Here is a 20,182-nt window from a genome sequence, read left to right as displayed (position 1 = left end):
TGAATGTGTTTATTGGTGTTTATCTTTCGATAAACATTGAGAACTTTACAAACAATCTTATTCACAAAGAATCAAGATTGCTTTGTCAGCTTTCCAAATTGTTAAAGAGCAGATTCATTAAAGAACCATGTTTAAGAACACTTAAGACTTTCTATTTCAAAAGAAATGCGCTTAAAGATGGTGGAGCTAAGCAGGATCGAACTGCTGACCTCCTGCGTGCAAGGCAGGCGCTCTCCCAGCTGAGCTATAGCCCCATCAGGTGATACTGTATGCCACGTCTTATTGGGAATAAGATTGGTGGGTCTGAGTGGACTTGAACCACCGACCTCTCGCTTATCAGGCGAACGCTCTAACCACCTGAGCTACAGACCCAGTATCGTCTCTAAAACTTCTAAACCATCAATCTGTGTGGACACTTGTCTTAATAATCATCGTATAAGGAGGTGATCCAGCGCCAGGTTCCCCTAGCGCTACCTTGTTACGACTTCACCCCAGTCATGAACCACAAAGTGGTGAGCGTCCCCCCGAAGGTTAAACTACCCACTTCTTTTGCAGCCCACTCCCATGGTGTGACGGGCGGTGTGTACAAGGCCCGGGAACGTATTCACCGTGGCATTCTGATCCACGATTACTAGCGATTCCGACTTCATGGAGTCGAGTTGCAGACTCCAATCCGGACTACGACGCACTTTTTGGGATTCGCTCACTTTCGCAAGTTGGCCGCCCTCTGTATGCGCCATTGTAGCACGTGTGTAGCCCTACTCGTAAGGGCCATGATGACTTGACGTCGTCCCCACCTTCCTCCGGTTTATCACCGGCAGTCTCCCTGGAGTTCCCACCCGAAGTGCTGGCAAACAAGGATAAGGGTTGCGCTCGTTGCGGGACTTAACCCAACATTTCACAACACGAGCTGACGACAGCCATGCAGCACCTGTCTCATAGTTCCCGAAGGCACCAATCCATCTCTGGAAAGTTCTATGGATGTCAAGAGTAGGTAAGGTTCTTCGCGTTGCATCGAATTAAACCACATGCTCCACCGCTTGTGCGGGCCCCCGTCAATTCATTTGAGTTTTAATCTTGCGACCGTACTCCCCAGGCGGTCTACTTAACGCGTTAGCTCCGAAAGCCACGGCTCAAGGCCACAACCTCCAAGTAGACATCGTTTACGGCGTGGACTACCAGGGTATCTAATCCTGTTTGCTCCCCACGCTTTCGCATCTGAGTGTCAGTATCTGTCCAGGGGGCCGCCTTCGCCACCGGTATTCCTTCAGATCTCTACGCATTTCACCGCTACACCTGAAATTCTACCCCCCTCTACAGTACTCTAGATGACCAGTTTCAAATGCTATTCCGAGGTTGAGCCCCGGGCTTTCACATCTGACTTAATCATCCACCTGCATGCGCTTTACGCCCAGTAATTCCGATTAACGCTCGCACCCTCCGTATTACCGCGGCTGCTGGCACGGAGTTAGCCGGTGCTTCTTCTGCAGCTAACGTCAAATGAGTATGCTATTAACATACCCACCTTCCTCACTGCTGAAAGTACTTTACAACCCGAAGGCCTTCTTCATACACGCGGCATGGCTGCATCAGGCTTGCGCCCATTGTGCAATATTCCCCACTGCTGCCTCCCGTAGGAGTCTGGACCGTGTCTCAGTTCCAGTGTGGCTGATCATCCTCTCAGACCAGCTAGGGATCGTCGCCTTGGTGAGCCCTTACCTCACCAACTAGCTAATCCCACCTGGGCATATCCTGACGCGAGAGGCCCGAAGGTCCCCCTCTTTGAGCCGAAGCTATTATGCGGTATTAGCCATCGTTTCCAATGGTTATCCCCCACATCAGGGCAATTTCCCAGGCATTACTCACCCGTCCGCCGCTCGACGCCGTTATCGTCACCCGAAGGGTCAGATAACTCGTTTCCGCTCGACTTGCATGTGTTAGGCCTGCCGCCAGCGTTCAATCTGAGCCATGATCAAACTCTTCAATTTAAAGTTTTGATTCCCTAAATAAATAGGGGAGGCTCAATGAATACTGAACATTACATAACGTAATGTTTGAATTGACTGTGCTCTTATTGGTGTTCACTTTTGAAAAAGTAAAACAAAACAGCTCAAGGCTGCTTCCCAATTCGAATGGTCACTTCGTATCATTGAAACCTAAATTGTTTCTAAAGAAACTATTTGGATTATCATCAACGAGTGCCCACACAGATTGATAGGTTTAGTTTGTTAAAGAGCGTTCTTCTTTAGCTTTATTTACTCTCTAAAGAAGAGTCGGCCATTCTAGCGATATAAAATAAAGAGTCAAACACTTTTCTTTATTTTTCTTTTGCTTAGCCTAGTAAAACCAAGCTGACCGATGTATCAGAGCTTTTGCCCTGACAACGAGAGCGGATTATAGAGAAGAATTCTAAGAGCACAAGAGCAAAACAGTAAAAAGTTCAATTTACTGTATCGTTCGCTCACAATTCACACTAAAGGAGTAAAAACCACCCGATAGTAGAGCAAAGATGTACTCTACTATCAGGTATAAATCTATTGCTGAGCAACTATCTGATCTTTACTCACTGATAGTTTAATCGGCTTGTCTGGTATCACCTTACCAGCAAGGATTGCTTTAGCTAGCGGATTCTCGACACTTTGTTGAATGGCTCTCTTTAACGGTCGAGCACCAAATACAGGGTCAAAACCAACTTGAGCAATGAGATCTAGCGCTTTATCTGTTACTTGCAATTTATATCCACCGTCTTCCATTCGCTTGGAGAGTCGATCCAACTGAATAGAGGCAATAGATTTGATATGCTCTTGTGCGAGTGGATGAAACACCACACTCTCATCGACTCGGTTAAGAAACTCAGGACGAAAATGCTTGTTAACCACTTCCATTACTTCTTCCTTTATACCCTGATAATCCAATGAACCAAAGTTTTCTTGGATTCTTGTTGATCCAAGGTTGGAAGTCATAATAACAACAGTGTTGCGAAAATCGACGGTTCGACCTTGGCCATCGGTGAGTCTTCCGTCATCTAGAACTTGGAGCAATATGTTAAACACGTCTGGATGAGCTTTCTCAACTTCATCGAGCAAAATAACTGAGTAAGGCTTTCTTCTGACTGCTTCAGTGATATAGCCGCCCTCTTCGTATCCAACATACCCTGGAGGAGCGCCTACTAGTCTGGCAACGGAGTGTTTCTCCATAAACTCTGACATATCAATACGAACCATGGCGTCTTCGCTATCAAATAAGAAGTTAGCTAAAGTCTTACAAAGCTCTGTTTTACCTACACCTGTTGGGCCGAGGAATAAAAATGAGCCAATGGGTTTATTGGGGTCAGATAGCCCCGCACGGCTGCGACGAATCGCGTTGGATACCACTTCAACCGCTTCAGTTTGACCAATAACACGAGTGTGGAGAACTTTTTCCATCCTAAGCAGCTTTTCTTTTTCAGCCTCGAGCATCTTAGATACAGGAATACCTGTCTGCTTAGATAGCACTTCGGCTATTTCATTATCCGTGACCTTATTGCGAAGCAGAGTCATTTCCTGCATCTCGGCTTGGGTCGCAAGGTCTAGCTGCTTTTCTAGTTCAGGAATACGCCCATACTGGAGTTCTGACATTCGATTAAGGTCACCAGCTCGGCGAGCAAAGTCCATATCCAATCGCGCTTGTTCTAATTCACCTTTTATGTGTTGTGTACCCGATAGCGCTGCTTTCTCAGCATTCCAAACCTCTTCAAGCTCAGCAAAAGCACGCTCTTTATCTTGCAACTCCTCATTGAGGTTAAAAAGACGCTTTTCACTCGCTTCATCATGTTCATTGGTCAGTGCTTGCTGCTCGATCTTAAGCTGAACAATTTTTCGTTCAAGTTTATCCAATGATTCTGGTTTAGAATCTATTTGCATTCTGATACTGGATGCCGCTTCGTCGATTAAGTCTATTGCTTTATCTGGTAACTGACGATCCGAAATATACCTGTGGGACAAGCTCGCTGCGGCAACAATCGCTGGATCCGTTATCTCTACATGATGATGAAGTTCATAACGCTCTTTAAGGCCGCGTAGTATTGCCACTGTATCCTCTACTGAAGGCTCATCAACCAATACTTTTTGGAAACGGCGCTCCAGTGCTGGATCTTTTTCTATATATTGACGATATTCGTCTAGTGTTGTCGCACCAACGCAATGAAGTTCACCTCTCGCTAAAGCCGGTTTGAGCATATTGCCCGCATCCATTGAACCCTCACCTTTACCAGCTCCGACCATAGTATGAATTTCATCTATGAAGAGAATGACGCTGCCCTCTTCTTTAGACAGCTCACTAAGTACGGATTTGAGACGTTCTTCAAATTCTCCTCGATATTTTGCACCCGCCACCAGAGCTCCCATATCAAGTGAGAGAACTCGTTTATTTCGCAGTCCTTCTGGGACTTCATTATTTATAATACGCTGGGCCAAACCCTCGACAATAGCCGTTTTACCGACTCCAGGTTCACCGATAATGACGGGATTATTTTTGGTACGTCTTTGCAAAACCTGAATAGTGCGACGGATTTCATCATCACGACCGATAACAGGATCCAATTTACCTTGCTCAGCCCGCTCTGTTAAATCAATAGTGAATTTTTCTAGCGCTTGACGAAGTTCCTCTGCATTCGGGTCATTAACCGTTTGACCACCTCGAATTTTATCAATTGCAGCGCTCAGTTTCGCTTCAGTAAGGCCCAACTCTTTAAGTAACTCACCTAAAGGCCCTCTGTCTTCTATTGCTGCGAGGAGGAAGATTTCCGATGAAATATAAGCATCTTTGCGCTTTTGTGCGACCTTATCACAAAGGTTAAATAAGGTTCCCATTGAACTTGATAGTTGTACATCGCCACCAATCCCACTCACTTTGGGCAAACGATCAAGGATTTCACTTAATTTGGATCTCAGGTGAGTAACATCGACATCGAGCGTGGTAAGCAACGGACGAATAGGACTACCGTTTTGGTCCATTAAAGCAACCATAAGATGAACGGGCTCAATGTATTGGTGATCACGTCCTAACGCCAGTGATTGTGCGTCAGATATCGCGATTTGAAATTTGCTAGTAAACCTATCAAGACGCATATCTACCTTCCTAACCTTAACGAAGAAAACTCTTTTAGTCAGTATGATAGATGGATGCGAAAGCAGCGACTTTCAAGGGGAATGTATTGAAAAGTATTATTTATCGATCCAGATAAAAGTAGCTTGTCGACCTGTTATACCATCTCGACGATAGGAAAAAAAACGCTCAGGATCAGAATAAGTACACATGCCGCTGTAATACACATCGCTAATGCCTATGCTGTTCAATCTTTGAGTGATGAGTATGTTCATATCAGCTAACCATTTCAATGGTGAGTTCGTCGGATAGAATGCCTCACAAGCTGAGGGATTTTTTGCGACAAAAGCTTCTACTACGTCCTTTCCTACTTCAAATGCTGATACGCCAATCGCAGGGCCTATCCAAGCCATTACTTGGTTGTCAAATTGTGCAACCGCGTTTTCAACGATCCCATTGGCTAAACCTCGCCATCCCGCATGCACAGCTGCCACTTCGGTACCAGAGCTGTTTGATAGCAACACAGGAAGGCAATCAGCTGTCATGGCAGAGCAAACCACACCCACATGCTTGGTATATAGACCATCTGCATTGAGTACTTCCTGAGTTGGCGTGGAGACTTCCAACACTGTGGTTGAGTGTGTCTGATTTAACCAAATCGGCGCACTAGGCATCGACGATTGTTGAGCTAACCAAGAGCGATTGCTTTCAACGTGAGTGATATCATCCCCAACATGACTACCAAGGTTTAACCCTTGGTATTTGCCATTCGAAAAACCCTGCTTACGAGTCGAAGAAAAAGCTTTAACATTTGCAGGCACAGGCCAGTTGGGAATAATCATCTCCACCTTATATGTCTTCCTCAATGCCATGTTCATGAACGTCTTGGCGCAAAGCTTCTGTCATCGATACCATATCTTCGGGTACAGGTGCATGAAACTCTAACTCCTCTCCAGAGATAGGGTGTTCAAACTTAAGCATCACGGCATGTAGGGCCTGACGATCAAATTGGCGTATCATGTTCGCCAATTGTTCAGAAGCTCCAGCAGGAATTCTTGCCCGTCCGCCATAGGCAGAATCACCAAGCAATGGATGCTGAAGATAAGCCATATGAACACGAATCTGGTGAGTTCGGCCAGTTTCTAACCTTAACCGAATACGCGTATGCTCTCGAAAATGTTCAGCAACGCGATAATGCGTCACTGCTGGCTTACCCATAGGACTAACCGACATCAATGTGCGTTTTGTAGAATGACGACCGATAGGCTGTTCAACTCGTCCACCAGCTGTCATACGACCAATCGCAATAGCTTCATATTCCCGAGTAATATTGCGTTTTTGTAGCGCTCGAACTAAACGCGTTTGCGCTGGCACTGTTTTGGCAACAACCATTAAACCCGTTGTATCTTTGTCGAGACGATGGACAATTCCAGCACGGGGAACTTCGGCAATATCTGGGTAATGATGCAGCAAAGCATTCAATACTGTTCCATCTGGCGTACCCGCTCCCGGATGAACGACAAAATCCCTCGGTTTATTAATAACGATAATGTCGTCATCTTCGTAAACGATGTCCAACGCAATATCTTGAGCTTCCCAACGCTCTTCATCCTCTAACTCGGCTTGAACGATTATAATTTCACCACCCATAACTTTGGTTCGAGGCTTAATGACAACTTCTCCATTTACCTGAACTTTGCCATCCAATAACCATTCCTTAAAACGAGAACGAGAAAAATCGGCGAATAATTCTGCGATTGCCTGGTCAAGACGCTGACCCAATTGACTATCTTTTACTGTATTACTTAATTCAATCTGCTGAGCCATATCGAACTTTTTCAAAAACTGTGGGACTAATTGCCACTAGTGTGGAAGAATATTGCTCCATTGTATCTGCTCCCGACCAGAAAGTAACGGAAGCAACAAAATATTTATCTCGAGGAATCGAATCCTGACATGAAAAAGCATACTTTATCTGGCTTATTAGCATTATCTGTATTAGTCGGCTGCTCTAGCAGCGATGAGATTGTTCCGGATATCCCACCTTCCGAATTATATTCTGAAGCTCAAGTATCTTTGCAAAGTGGAAACTGGTTATCGGCAATTGATAAGTTGGAAGCTTTGGATTCTCGATATCCATTTGGTGCTTATTCAGAGCAGGTCCAATTAGACCTTATCTATGCTTATTATAAAAATGATGACTTAGCTCTAGGATTAGCAACCATAGAGCGCTTTTCCCGCTTAAATCCAACGCATGAAAAGCTTGATTGGGTATTGTATATGCGTGGCCTTACTCACATGGCACAAGATCGTAATTTTATGCATGACTTATTTAACGTAGATCGTAGTGACCGAGATCCAGAACCTGTGAAAAAGGCTTTTGCTGACTTTAAAAAATTACTCGAGCGTTACCCAAATAGCCCATATGCAGAGGACGCTCACAAGCGCATGATTTCACTAAAAAATCGCCTTGCTGATTACGACCTGGCAACTGCAGATTTTTATCTTCGCCGCGAAGCTTGGATAGCCGCAATCAACCGCGCACAAGAGTTACAAAAAACTTACCCTGACACTGAAGCCGCATTAAGATCGCTTAAAATTCAGCTGGAAGCATATCAAGAGTTAGGCCTAAAAGATGCTGTAAAGCACACTCAACAATTAATTGATTTGAACGATATGTAGATTGTGCTTTTGGGATATCGTGTTAACAACAAGACACTAAACGTATCCCACAAGTGCTCAGATAACATTGGGGTATGTTTTTTTAAGTCGAGGGGATGCACTAAAAAGTATAGACTTTTTAGTTTGTTACACCAACAAACTAGCAACTCCTCATTTCTTCACAAGTCTTTTCTTTCATCCAAAAGTTCAATTCTAGATATCGATCACGTTTAAATTGCCTATCTCGAAACATAAATCGAATATTGATCCAGATCACATTATTTTGGTACTAGATAGGTAATCTGAAGTTAATCCACTAAGGGTGCTACAGAGGAAGAACATCTATGAAAGTAAACATCACTGGTAAAAACATTAACATCACCTCTGCTATCCGAACTCATATAGAGAGTAAATTTAAGAAGTTAGAAAAGTGGCAAGTCGATATTATCAGCTGTCAAGCCTGCTTTAGTGAAGAACCAAATAAACAAATGAAATTTGAGGCAGTAATTACCGTACCTAAAGGTAAATTGGTTGCTTCTGCTGTACACGAAGATCTTTACGCCGCTGTTAATGAGGTGGAACAGAAGCTTGAGCGACAACTCAACAAACTACGCCATAAGCCCGAAGCTCGGCGTGCTGAGAAACTAGAGCCCGAAGAAATCGAAGCTGAATAAGCTCTATCTGAATCAGTTTGGAATGACTAGTTAGAAAATAGCGCCTTGTGCGCTATTTTTTTGCTTGACGCTGATTAACCGCTTGCTTATTGTGTTAGCGCCATCACAACTATATTGATAGATATGATTCTAAACTACCTGTTCTTTTTTGACTTCTTTTTTCTCCGATAAACCTGGAGGCACTCTCGTTTTCGAAAGATAAGTCAGAAACGAACAGGAAGCCTCCCATTTGGGAGGCTTTTTTAATGAGGACAACAAGATGACTGAACAAAAATACTCACTCGATGATATTCGCTCACGTTTGAATGAGTTAGACGACGAACTGTTAAAGCTCTTATCTGAGAGAAGACAAATGAGTATTGAGGTAGCCAAAAGTAAGGTTCAGACATCTAAACCTGTACGCGACGCAGCTCGTGAACAGCAACTTTTGGTAAAACTAATTAACGCAGGACGTGATAAATATGAGCTGGATGCCCAATATATCACAAAGCTATTTCATACTATCATTGAAGATTCGGTCTTACTTCAACAGTCTTATCTACAGAACCTCGCTAACCCTGACCTCAGTCGTAAGCCATTAGCTAGGGTCGCATTTTTAGGGGCAAAAGGGTCATACTCTCACCTTGCTAGCCTTGAATACTTCAGCCGAAAAAATACCGAGTTAATCGAGCTTAATTGTCAGCATTTTAAAGAGGTCGCTCAAACGGTTGAATCTGGCCATGCTGACTTTGGCGTTCTACCAATTGAAAATACAAGCTCAGGCTCAATTAATGAGGTGTACGACCTACTTCAACATACGACTTTGCACATTGTTGGAGAAATTGTTCTGCCAATAGAGCACTGCCTAGTTGCTACGTCGGACGTTCGAATAGAAGACATCAAAACGCTTTACTCACATCCTCAGCCCCATCAGCAATGCAGTGAATTTCTGAGTCGATTTAAAAATATTACACTCGAGTCGTGTACAAGTACTGCAGATGCAATGAAAAAAGTAAAAGAAATAAACCAAAGCGATGTCGCTGCCATTGGCCATGCTGCAAGTGGAAAGCTGTATGGTTTACAATCTATACAGACAAATATTGCGAACCAAACAGAAAACCATACTCGCTTTATCATTGTTGCAAGAAAGCCAGTGGAAGTCTCGAGTCAAATTCCAGCGAAAACAACATTAATCATGTCAACTTCTCAGGAAGCAGGATCATTAGTTGCAACCTTACTCGTATTGCAAAAATATTCAATTAATATGAGTAAACTAGAGTCTAGACCTATCATGGGAAATCCATGGGAAGAGATGTTCTATGTAGACTTGGAGTCTCATCTCGAATCTGAGCAAATGCAAAAAGCACTGCAAGAACTTACAAAGCTAACCAAACATCTCAAGGTCTTAGGATGTTATCCCAGTGAAAATGTGTCACCCACAAAAATAAAAAGTGAATAAAAAAGGAATATAGATCAAATAAATAATCTCATATGACTGACACTAATAAGAAAAATATTTAACATGCCAACACCAGTTGCATATGAATGTAGTGTCAGTCATTTCAGACATGTCATTTTGAGCGAATTTATCGGAGCATATGGAGCTTCCCGTTTGACATGAAATCGCTATTTCTCCTTTTACTCGCGTTCACCACGCAAAGCTTTTCAGCACAAACCAAAGCACCTATAAACATCTACATGTGGGAAGATACTATCTCACCTTACGTCGTTGAAGATTGGGAATCATCAACGGGCATGCCTCTCAAAGCAACCCATTTTGATAATGATGATGAACGCAACCTGTTGATGATGAAAAGTCTTCAATTACCTTTTGATATAGTGATTTTAGACAATGTCTCAGCCCAAATTTATGGCCGTTTTGGGGCTTTTAAAGATCTCAGTACTCTCAAAAATCGGCACCATAATGGAAGCAAATGGTTGCAAGCTTGTGGTGATTACGCTGTCCCCTATTTCTGGGGTACAGTCGGAATAGCATATAGAAAAGATCTAGTCCCAACCCCACCTTCAACATGGAGCGAGTTTACTTCCCCTCCGAAGGAACTAGAAGGGCGTATTGGAATGATCAATGATACTATTGAAAGCTTTCTTCCTACATTTTATAGCTTAGGTTTGGCTCCTGATGAAGGTACCCCCTCTGCCATCAAAGCTGCTTATCCTCAACTACAAAGTTTCAATGAAAAAGTATTAACATACGAATATATATTGAGTTACGTAAGGGGAACAGAAAATCATAACGATAAGCTTGCCATGGCTCTAGCCTACAGCGGAGACCAATATTCTCTCAACCGATATTTCGTTGGGAATAAATGGGCGTTTACTATTCCTGATGGTGAAATATTCATCTGGCTTGATTGCCTTGCTATCAATAACCGCTCAACTAACCCTGATGGAGCAAAAGCTTTTCTGGAATATTTGATGGACCCAGATGTGGCTGCAAAAAATGCAATATTTATCAAGGCTTCAACTCCCAATCTTACGGCATTAAAACAAACACCTGATTGGTATAAAAATGATGCATCATTGTTTCCATCACAGAAAAGAATAGATCAGGGTCGCGTTGATGTAGAGCTATCCCCTGAAAACATAAGTTTACGAACTAAAATACTCAACCGCATTCTAAAACGTCATGAAACTCAGTACTAGAGTACTGTTGCTAGTATCGCCAGTCATTCTAATTAGTGCTGCATTTTCTAGCTACGGTATATATAACAATCAAAAAGATGCGTTAGTAAAACGCGAAAATAGTTACCTTCAATTAACAATGGAAAAGCTGGCAGGGCATTTTCGTCAGTCTGTAGCTATGTTAAATAGTTACTCTTTGACTCTAACGAAAAGCGATATCATACGCCATTATTTCATCAAGGAAGATAACCCATATCGCGAGATGGAACTCATAGATACACTGCACACTACGCTCTCTAGCCTTCAAGTAGATAAAAATAGCGATGTGGCAATAGCGATCCTTGATCACTCTCGTACTCCCTTGTTTTATGCCGATAATCAACTTGACCCGTTTTCAACACTCGATAAAAAGGTGCATAATTTCGTCGAAGCTAATTATCGGTTGACTGGAAGTAATTCTTTTATCGGGTTTACCCAAAACCATCAGGGTCAAAGTGTCCTAGTCCGTTACGATGTCCTCGATATTGACACTTTAATGTCACCACTTAGTTATAATAGAGATCATTTCTTCTTTGTTGTTGTCTATTTATCCTTAGACAAGTTTGATCAGCTCAAACATATTATTGAGTTTGACAATGACACCAGTATCTATTTCAGTGATTACCCTATTGTAAAACCAGGTTTAACTCAATCGGTTGAGCTGTTATCAGATATTTATGCTGTTTTGGATCCTGCTCAATATTTGCTTACAGAGCAACTTTATACGATAAAACAGAGGCTGCTCCTTTTTTTTGGCGCTTCCACCGTGGTCACTATTTTTATTCTACTCTTTCTACTACATAACCGAGTTATCAGCCCGATTACTTTTCTTGATAAACAGCTACAGCAAGTAGAGCAGCGCCAAAGCTTTAATATTCAGCGCCTTAACACTAGCGATGAGATTGGACGACTATCAACTAGATTCTACGACATGTATAAGGAGCTCAGTTCGATCTATCAAAAAACCAAGGCGATGGCTGAAAATGACCATTTAACCCAACTCGCGAATAGATACCAATTTCAAATATGTGTAAACCAAGCAATAAGAGATAATATTCTATGTACTCAGGCTTGGATTTTGTATATTGATTTAGACAATTTTAAATACGTTAATGACAAATATGGTCATCATGTAGGTGACTCTCTCCTAATCGATTTCGCGGAGCATATTCGTACAGTCAGCCATACATATGAACAGAAACAAGGCACAAAATGCCTCGCATCAAGATTATCTGGCGATGAGTTTGCTATTTTTATCTCCTCTTCAACAAGCAGTGATTATTCTTATCAACTCGCCGAAGATATCCTAGAGCCAATACAAAACTCTCAAGGATCTCCCTTAGGCAATTTTCCAATCACTGCCAGTATAGGTATCGCAACCTACCCTGATGATGGCCAAGATCTGGAAAAACTGCTTTCCAATGCAGATACAGCTATGTATCAAGCCAAACGAGCAGGAAAGAATCAAATTGCGCGATACTCACAAGAGCTAGATGAAGTTGTACGACGTAGAAATCAAATAGAACAAGCACTGAGAAATGGGGAGTTCGATGATGAATTTTCATTGATGTACCAACCCTACTTTGACCGTTCAGGTGGAAAAATTGTGGGTGTTGAAGCATTACTGCGTTGGTTTTCCCCAAACATGGGCAAAGTCAATCCTGCAGAATTTATCCCCATTTCGGAAAAAACTGGCCTATTTGGTAAAATTGATCGTTGGGTTATTCATCAGGCATTCAAAGACTTCCAAGCATTGCAAGAGTGCTTCGAATACCCTCTTCAATTGTCTATTAATTTATCCTCTGCTGAATTGGACTCTCAACAGTTAGCAAGAGACATACAAACGGCAGCTCAAAAGTATCATGTAAAGCCCAGTTTAGTTGACTTCGAAATTACTGAAACTTTTGCGACTGACTCACAAAGCTATCCTCTGCTGCATGAACTTTCTTTAATGGGCTTCAAGCTAGCTATTGATGATTTTGGTTCAGGTTACACCTCTATCACTCAATTAGTGGAGTACCCCGTACAGAAGATCAAACTCGACAGAGAATTTCTGACCACATTGATAAAAACCCAAAATCAAAAAGTCATCAAGCCATTGGTAGAACTATGCCACTCCCAATCAATGATAGTAATCGCTGAAGGAATAGAGTCTGTATCTATGTTAAACTGGCTCACCGACAACCATTGTGACTATATGCAGGGTTATTTCCTATCTCCTCCTCTATCACTATCAGAATTAAAAATTCTTAATCAACCAGAACATAGGTGTAAAGATGTCAATACAGAAAGTTGTTATCACTTCTCTTAACCCTGCGAAGAAGAAGGCTGTAGAGAGTGCTTTTGAGGCTGTATTTGGCTCTCAACGTTTTGATTTTATGACGATAAAAGTACCAAGCGATGTTGCAGATCAACCTATGTGCGATAAAGAAACTCGTAGAGGTGCTATTAACCGAGTAAAAAATGCAAAAAAAAACCAGCCCAATGCAGACTATTACGTGGGCCTAGAAGCAGGAATAGAGGGTAATTCTACTTTTGCATGGATGATAATAGAGTCAGCGACACAGAGAGGGGAGTCCCGCTCGGCCAGTTTAATACTTCCCCCTCTGGTATTAGAAAAACTGCTCGATGCAAACGAGCTTGGTGATGTGATGGACGATGTGTTTGGCACCGAAAATATTAAACGAAAAGGTGGGGCAATTAGCTTATTAACCCATGACCGCCTTACACGCAGCAGTGTCTATCATCAAGCCTTGATATTAGCACTGGTTCCATTTACTAATCCTGAACACTTCCCCAACAACCTCCTAAATATCGATTAACCTTATTTGATATTTAGGAGTGAGAGTATCTGAGCTCTTTCTGTTGCTGATTTTGATTTTAACTCATTAGAGCCCCGAGTGATTGTCGCGACCCCCACACCCAATTTATTGCTTATCTGCCTTTGAGAAAGCTCACCTTTAAGTAATTCACAACAAATGTTTACTCGCGCAATCAAAGCCTCTCTCTCATCCGCAGTCAGTAACATAGTAAGCAGCATTTCGTGTTGATTAGCTTTAGTGCTACTTTTTATTAGATCTAAGATTTGTTGCCACTCATGATATTCGGTTTGTGTTGCCATTTATTGTACAGTTCCAAGAATTCTTAAGACAGATAGGGCTTGCTGGCCCTTTGGGGTTGAATAGTAGCCAAGGTAAAGGCACTTTAATCAAGTAAGATATTCAAATATGATCTTTTAATGTTTAAACACTAATACCTAGTTTCAATCTCATGCTGGTTTAAAAACGCACCATCTACTCCTAACAAGTCACGGTAATATGTCTCGAACATCAAGATATTTTGGACATAGCCACGTGTCTCTTTAAATGGGATAGCTTCTATAAAAGCATAGGCATCGAGCCGGCCTTGAGTACGTTTTCGCCAAGTCTTAACTCTATGCGGGCCCGCATTATACGCCGCAAGAGCAAAAACTCGATTATTATCGTACCTTTCTAGCAAACCTTTCAAATAGTGACTGCCAATTTCAATATTTTTTCCGACTTCATACAAATCATTACTGCTGCGATACATTAATTGATATTTACGTGCCGTATATTTAGCCGTAGACGGCATGACTTGCATAATGCCTCTTGCACCAACAGGAGATCTTGCTAGAGCATCAAGTGCACTCTCCTGCCGAGCCAAAGACATCAGCGTAATAGGATCAATACTATGCTTTTCGCCATAAAAGTCGAACCACCACTGATGAGCCACGGGAAAACGCAGCTCGATATTGTCCCACATTTTAGCCTGAATACTGGCTTTGACAGACAAATGGGACCATTGCTTATTGGCAGCATAAGCGGCTAACATTTCTTTTTGTTCGTCATTAGCTCGGTCAAGTAACCATTGCCATTCATTTTTTGCGACTGCAATTTTATCACGTTCGATCAACTCTTCAATTCTAATTAAAGTAGTTCGAAACGGTTGTACTGCCTCTTGCTGAAAAGAAATAGTAGAGACAGGATAGTTAATTGAGCGCTTAATCTCTTTCGCTGCAGCAACACTGTAAAAGTTTCTCTGACCAACAATTTTCTCTAAACGTTGACTCCCCTGCTTAACTTTCCCCTTGGCTAATTCACTTCGCCCCAACCAATATTGCCAGCGTAAACTTGCTTGCTTACTTTCTGGAAGTAAATCAATCCAATTAATGACTCCCTGCCAGTCGGCATCCTGTATTGCAAGTCGTATACGTCTTTCTATCAGCTTGTAGTTGGATGAGGTGGCTATTTTTTTGTCACGCCAGTGTTGCTGCAGCAGCGAATCTGTATTGATTAATCGAAATGCTAGGTAATCCGCTAAATCCTGAACTTGTTTCTTCGACATTTTCTTGGCTGAAACCACTTGCTCAAAAACACTAAAAGCTTTTTTACTATTTTTGCGAGCAAGTTTTCTTAAAGCCATTGCTGTCAAGGTTCGATACCAATCATTATCTGGCTTCTCAAACGCAAAATCGAGTACCTGTTCAGGGTGATTGAATAAAACTTTCATTTCCTTCGCTTGCTGCTGGGCTTTTTTCGTTCTGAGCTGCTTTCTCAAAAAATTCATCAAAGAGCCATTACTTGTTTCGAATACAAGTTGCATTCGATCTAGAATATCTTGATCTGTTCTCACTCCTGATTGATCCCAAGCACTAAAAAGGCCATCACAAGCGTCAGAAACACTCTCTCCTGATAGCCATAGCTTACTGGCTCCGATAAAGGCTTTGTCTTTGTGTCCCGATTTGTATAAAGCGTAATAATAATGACATTGATAGCTTTCTCCTCTAGGTTCAACCCTTTGGAATTCAATTAGCTTTTTCCACTGTTTTTTATGCACAAGGCTATCGATATAAGGGGCTCGTATTCGGCCAGAAAAAGGCACTGTTTTGTAATTTTCAATAAAGGTATCAACTTCTTGTGGCGTTCTATCGCCAATGTTAATCAAAAAGGCTCGGTAATCTGTATAGGGAGTGAGCGGATAGCCGTCTATTTGTTCACGAATACTAAAATACTGAGATACCTTCCCTGCATCCAATAAGCGCTGAGCTTTATCATAAATGCTGCGTTGCTGTTGAAGATCGCCAGCTAAGACAGGTAAGACAATTATTGAGCTGCAAACCATTGCCCCTAACGCAAGAGACAGTGAATGAATGCGATGCAGCGACTTAGGAAACATTAGTGTCATAAGTTCTCATCCCATAGAGAAATTAAGGTTTAGTTCGCGGTTATTACGATTACTACAACAATCTGATACACGCTAGAAGAGAGCGTGTTGGTCTACTTTCAGCTCAGCCGAACTAGGCTGTTATCATTCTATTTCTTAAAACTCTGTTTAAAGGATAGCCATAAAAACAAGCTATGCATCACAAAAAAAACCAATAGGCTTTTTCTCAAATTAGAAAAAACAGTGTGTTTAGAAATCACTCCCAACGTATCCCCATTCTAAACAGAACAGTCCGCTTACTAGATATAAATACTAATAAAATCATATCAATGTGAAGCTAGTCGATAAAAGCAATCTAATTAAAAACAAAAAAGTCAGAATAATTATCCCTTGCTTGGACGGTAACAAAGCGTCTCGTCTTAGTATAAAATAGCCTTTTATTTCAATTCACAGTCTAGGGACAATCGGCAATGTCTGAATACGTATATACCATGTCTCGGGTGAGCAAAGTTGTGCCTCCGAAACGTCAAATTCTCAAAGATATCTCTCTTAGCTTTTTTCCCGGAGCAAAAATCGGCGTTCTAGGTCTAAACGGTGCGGGTAAATCCACTTTACTGCGTATCATGGCCGGTATTGATACTGATATAGATGGCGAAGCACGCCCTCAGCCTGGCTTGAATGTCGGTTACTTACCTCAAGAGCCGGTTCTTGATGAGTCAAAAACAGTACGAGAAATTGTCGAACAAGCGGTATCTGACGTTGCTGGAGCAATGAAACGACTGGATGAAGTTTACGCTGCCTACGCAGAGCCTGATGCCGACTTTGACGCGCTGGCAAAAGAGCAAGGAGAGCTTGAAGCTTTAATACAAGCTAAAGATGGACATAACTTGGAAAATGCTCTTGAACGAGCGGCAGATGCATTGCGTTTACCTGAATGGGATGCACAGATTAAACACTTATCTGGTGGTGAAAGACGCCGAGTCGCCATTTGCCGACTGTTACTTGAAAAGCCTGATATGTTACTGCTTGATGAACCAACTAACCACCTAGATGCAGAATCTGTAGCCTGGCTTGAGCGCTTCTTAGTTGACTACACGGGGACGGTAGTCGCAATTACCCACGACCGTTACTTCCTCGACAATGCAGCGGGCTGGATTCTAGAGTTAGATAGAGGTGAAGGCATTCCTTGGCAAGGTAACTACACGTCTTGGCTAGAGCAGAAAGACGCACGTTTACAACAAGAAGCGTCTCAAGAAAAAGCAAGACAAAAAACCATAGAAAAAGAGCTAGAATGGGTACGTCAAAACCCTAAAGGACGCCAAGCTAAATCAAAAGCTCGTATGGCTCGATTCGAAGAGCTTCAAAGTAACGATCACCAAAAGCGTAATGAAACTAACGAGCTGTTCATTCCGCCAGGTGAGCGCTTAGGTGACAAGGTTATCGATGCAAAGAACATCTCCAAGTCATTTGATGGACGTGTATTAATTGATGATTTGTCCTTCAGCATTCCCAAAGGTGCGATCGTAGGAATCATAGGTGCTAACGGTGCTGGTAAGTCAACACTATTTAAGATGCTAAGTGGCGTGGAGAAACCTGATTCGGGAAGTATTGAAATGGGTGATACCGTCAAACTTGCTTCTGTAGATCAGTTCCGCGATAGCATGGATGATAAAAAATCCGTCTTTCAGGAAATTTCTGAAGGTGCTGATATTATCAAAATCAACAACTTTGAGATCCCAGCACGAGCATACTGCTCTCGCTTCAACTTCAAAGGCAGCGACCAACAGAAAATTATTGGAGAGTTATCAGGGGGCGAACGTAACAGAGTACACTTAGCCAAGCTATTAAAAGCTGGCGGCAATGTATTACTACTTGATGAACCTACCAACGACCTAGACGTAGAGACTCTCAGAGCTTTAGAAGAAGCACTATTGGAATTTCCGGGCTGTGCCATGGTTATCTCTCACGACCGTTGGTTCTTAGACCGAATTGCAACCCACATTATTGACTATCGTGATGAAGGTCAGGTCAACTTCTATGAAGGTAACTATACTGAATACATGGAATGGCTGAAGAAAACGTTAGGGCCAGATGCGGCGGAACCTCATCGAATCAAGTATAAGCGTATTGCCAAATAAATTTCGCTTATCATTCGTAGTAAGGCCGCTTAACTTAGCGGCCTTACTTGTTTCAACGCCACAGCAAACAAAGCCATAATCTCACCTTGTTGATATTAAAGGCTAAATGGTAGTTATTCCTGATTGATAATCATTGAATATTAAGTACCACAGAGAGAGACAGTCATGATAGAACGCAGACAATTTTCGCGTATTATTTACCAGACGCCCGCAGTGTTATCTCAAAATAATAAGGTAGTAGAATGCTTTATTTGCGATTTATCTCTACACGGACTGCTACTCACGTCTGATAACGCAGACGAGTTAAGCCTGAATACCATGGTAGATGTAGAATTTTCGCTTCAAGACACTGATATTGTGATTGAACTTGTCGGACAAGTTGTTGGCCTCAACAGCAATGTAATACGCCTGAGTATCGACCACATAGACATCGAAAGTATTGGGCACCTAAAAAGGTTGATCGAATTGAATGTGGGAGATGATGAACTTCTCCACAGAGATATAGAACACTTAACCGATTTGGGAGAATATCACTAGCTGTAAGCATACAAAACAGGTAACAACTCATAGGCCAGCATATAATTCTGACCCAATACCAGATACCTGAATTGCACCTCGGGGCACCAACTAATACCGGATACATTACTCTCTGTGGATGGCATCGTTCGCTTGTTTCAACAAATTTTGGCTCTCATACAGAAAATGCAGGGAGTACTCACCAAACCACTCACTAACTTTATCAAAGCTAGCAACAAAAGCTTTCTTATCTCGGTCATCAAGTATCTTAATCGCTTCGCCAAAACATTGATGAAAGCGCTTAATCATCTGGATATTCTCATCCGATGAAAGAATAATGTCAGCATATAGGTTAGGATCTTGTCCGAATAAACGTCCTACCATTGCCAATTCAAGCCGATAAATAGGTGAGCTAAGTTTAAGAAGCTTATCAATGCTTGGGTTCTCTCGGCTCAAATGTAAACCGTAAGCAAATGAAGTGAAGTGACGTAACGCTTGAATAAATGTCATACCATGATCATGTTCATAAGCTTCCATGTCACACAAACTTACGCCCCAGATAGAAAACTGTTTCAATAGCCATTGATATTGCTCTTCACCTCGACCATTACAACAAACAATGACTTGCTTGGCTAAACTCGGCACATCAGGTCCGAACATAGGGTGAAGCCCTACTACAGGTCCATGGTGAATATCTAGCATGGCCTGCAACGGCGTAGCCTTAATCGATGTCAAATCACAAAGAATACAGTTTTTAGGTAAATTACCCAGTTTACTGATCACCTCTAGTGTGAGATCTATTGGTACAGTAACAACCACCAGACCAGCGTTAGCCAGTATATCATCGGCTTGCTCCCAGTCATCACTACCAATGACTTCAACTTGATAGCCCGATAAGGTAAACATTTTACCAAACAGCCGTCCTAGCTTACCTTGACCACCAACTATTACCACAGTACCCAACTCAGGCTTCAAACACTTAAAGCCAGCGTCTTTCTCACTTGCATAAGATTCTCGCATGGTACGGCGTAAAATATCTTCAATCAGCTGAGGAGGTACACCTATCTTTTCAGCTTCTTCACGGCGTGACGTTAACATGGCCGCTTCACGATCGGGAGCGTAAATGGGTAAACCATGAGTGCTTTTCACTTCACCAACCTGCTCCACCAAGGATAAACGTTGTGCCAATAAATCAAGAATTTTCTTATCGACAGCATCTATTTGATCGCGCAATGCGTTCAGTTCAACAGCCATGCGTATTCC

At 42.2% G+C, this 20,182-nt stretch carries 14 protein-coding genes, 2 tRNA genes, 1 rRNA gene and 1 other annotated feature; of the genes, 8 read left to right on the top strand and 9 right to left on the bottom strand.

From position 1 onward, the window contains the following. Positions 1 to 178 precede the first annotated feature (178 nt). The 6 genes from FIV01_RS02805 to rluD all read right to left on the bottom strand — a co-directional run bounded on the left by FIV01_RS02805 (position 179) and on the right by rluD (position 6,912). A tRNA-Ala gene (locus FIV01_RS02805) sits at positions 179 to 254 on the bottom strand. 41 nt (positions 255 to 295) lie between these two features. Beyond that, positions 296 to 372: transfer RNA gene (locus tag FIV01_RS02800), tRNA-Ile, on the bottom strand. A 64-nt stretch (positions 373 to 436) separates the two neighbouring features. Next, a 16S ribosomal RNA gene (locus FIV01_RS02795) occupies positions 437 to 1,988 on the bottom strand. A 546-nt stretch (positions 1,989 to 2,534) separates the two neighbouring features. Next, positions 2,535 to 5,108: an ATP-dependent chaperone ClpB gene (clpB, locus tag FIV01_RS02790; protein WP_152429632.1), complete on the bottom strand. Its 2,574-nt coding sequence runs from the start codon at positions 5,106 to 5,108 to the stop codon at positions 2,535 to 2,537. A 96-nt stretch (positions 5,109 to 5,204) separates the two neighbouring features. Continuing rightward, the gene (pgeF, locus tag FIV01_RS02785; RefSeq protein ID WP_152429631.1) at positions 5,205 to 5,933 is read right to left on the bottom strand and encodes a peptidoglycan editing factor PgeF; all 729 of its coding nucleotides are present in this window, start codon (positions 5,931 to 5,933) and stop codon (positions 5,205 to 5,207) included. A gap of 1 nt (position 5,934) precedes the next feature. Beyond that, on the bottom strand, positions 5,935 to 6,912 hold the full coding sequence (gene rluD / locus FIV01_RS02780) for a 23S rRNA pseudouridine(1911/1915/1917) synthase RluD (RefSeq protein WP_152429630.1): 978 nt from the start codon (positions 6,910 to 6,912) through the stop codon (positions 5,935 to 5,937). A 129-nt stretch (positions 6,913 to 7,041) separates the two neighbouring features. Between rluD and FIV01_RS02775 the strand changes: the two genes are divergently transcribed. The 6 genes from FIV01_RS02775 (at position 7,042) to yjjX (ending at position 13,903) form a co-directional block, all read left to right on the top strand. Next, positions 7,042 to 7,767 carry an outer membrane protein assembly factor BamD gene (locus tag FIV01_RS02775; protein WP_152429629.1) on the top strand — a complete coding sequence of 242 codons (726 nt, stop codon included), beginning with the start codon at positions 7,042 to 7,044 and terminating at the stop codon, positions 7,765 to 7,767. Positions 7,768 to 8,090: 323 nt separating this feature from the next. Continuing rightward, entirely contained in the window at positions 8,091 to 8,420 is a 330-nt protein-coding gene (hpf, locus tag FIV01_RS02770; protein WP_152429628.1) for a ribosome hibernation-promoting factor, HPF/YfiA family, read from the top strand. A gap of 125 nt (positions 8,421 to 8,545) precedes the next feature. Then, positions 8,546 to 8,667: a sequence feature (Phe leader region), on the top strand. A 12-nt stretch (positions 8,668 to 8,679) separates the two neighbouring features. Then, positions 8,680 to 9,858, top strand: coding sequence for a prephenate dehydratase (pheA, locus tag FIV01_RS02765; RefSeq protein WP_152429627.1), 1,179 nt, complete (start codon positions 8,680 to 8,682; stop codon positions 9,856 to 9,858). A 158-nt stretch (positions 9,859 to 10,016) separates the two neighbouring features. Beyond that, positions 10,017 to 11,063, top strand: a complete 1,047-nt coding sequence (locus FIV01_RS02760; RefSeq protein WP_152429626.1) for a polyamine ABC transporter substrate-binding protein — start codon at positions 10,017 to 10,019, stop codon at positions 11,061 to 11,063. Next, positions 11,047 to 13,392, top strand: coding sequence for a putative bifunctional diguanylate cyclase/phosphodiesterase (locus tag FIV01_RS02755; protein WP_152429625.1), 2,346 nt, complete (start codon positions 11,047 to 11,049; stop codon positions 13,390 to 13,392). The genes FIV01_RS02760 and FIV01_RS02755 overlap by 17 nt, the downstream gene beginning before the upstream one ends. Next, entirely contained in the window at positions 13,358 to 13,903 is a 546-nt protein-coding gene (gene yjjX / locus FIV01_RS02750) for an inosine/xanthosine triphosphatase (RefSeq protein WP_152429624.1), read from the top strand. Before FIV01_RS02755 ends, yjjX begins: the two co-directional genes overlap by 35 nt. Before the next feature lie 2 nt (positions 13,904 to 13,905). Here the strand turns inward: yjjX and trpR are convergent, their stop codons facing one another. Beyond that, the gene (gene trpR, locus FIV01_RS02745) at positions 13,906 to 14,202 is read right to left on the bottom strand and encodes a trp operon repressor (protein ID WP_152429623.1); all 297 of its coding nucleotides are present in this window, start codon (positions 14,200 to 14,202) and stop codon (positions 13,906 to 13,908) included. A gap of 128 nt (positions 14,203 to 14,330) precedes the next feature. Then, positions 14,331 to 16,286, bottom strand: coding sequence for a transglycosylase SLT domain-containing protein (locus tag FIV01_RS02740; RefSeq protein WP_152429622.1), 1,956 nt, complete (start codon positions 16,284 to 16,286; stop codon positions 14,331 to 14,333). A gap of 449 nt (positions 16,287 to 16,735) precedes the next feature. Between FIV01_RS02740 and ettA the strand changes: the two genes are divergently transcribed. Together ettA and FIV01_RS02730 are read left to right on the top strand one after the other, a co-directional pair. After that, positions 16,736 to 18,403: an energy-dependent translational throttle protein EttA gene (gene ettA / locus FIV01_RS02735; RefSeq protein ID WP_152429621.1), complete on the top strand. Its 1,668-nt coding sequence runs from the start codon at positions 16,736 to 16,738 to the stop codon at positions 18,401 to 18,403. Positions 18,404 to 18,568: 165 nt separating this feature from the next. Continuing rightward, entirely contained in the window at positions 18,569 to 18,940 is a 372-nt protein-coding gene (locus FIV01_RS02730) for a PilZ domain-containing protein (RefSeq protein ID WP_152429620.1), read from the top strand. 105 nt (positions 18,941 to 19,045) lie between these two features. On the opposite strand, the gene tyrA is transcribed toward FIV01_RS02730, so the two are convergent. Next, positions 19,046 to 20,173, bottom strand: coding sequence for a bifunctional chorismate mutase/prephenate dehydrogenase (tyrA, locus tag FIV01_RS02725; RefSeq protein WP_152429619.1), 1,128 nt, complete (start codon positions 20,171 to 20,173; stop codon positions 19,046 to 19,048). Positions 20,174 to 20,182: the final 9 nt, after the last annotated feature.

Source organism: Vibrio aquimaris (assembly GCF_009363415.1).
GTDB classification, from domain to species: Bacteria; Pseudomonadota; Gammaproteobacteria; order Enterobacterales; family Vibrionaceae; genus Vibrio; species Vibrio aquimaris.
This window is presented reverse-complemented; position numbering and strand designations above follow the sequence as displayed.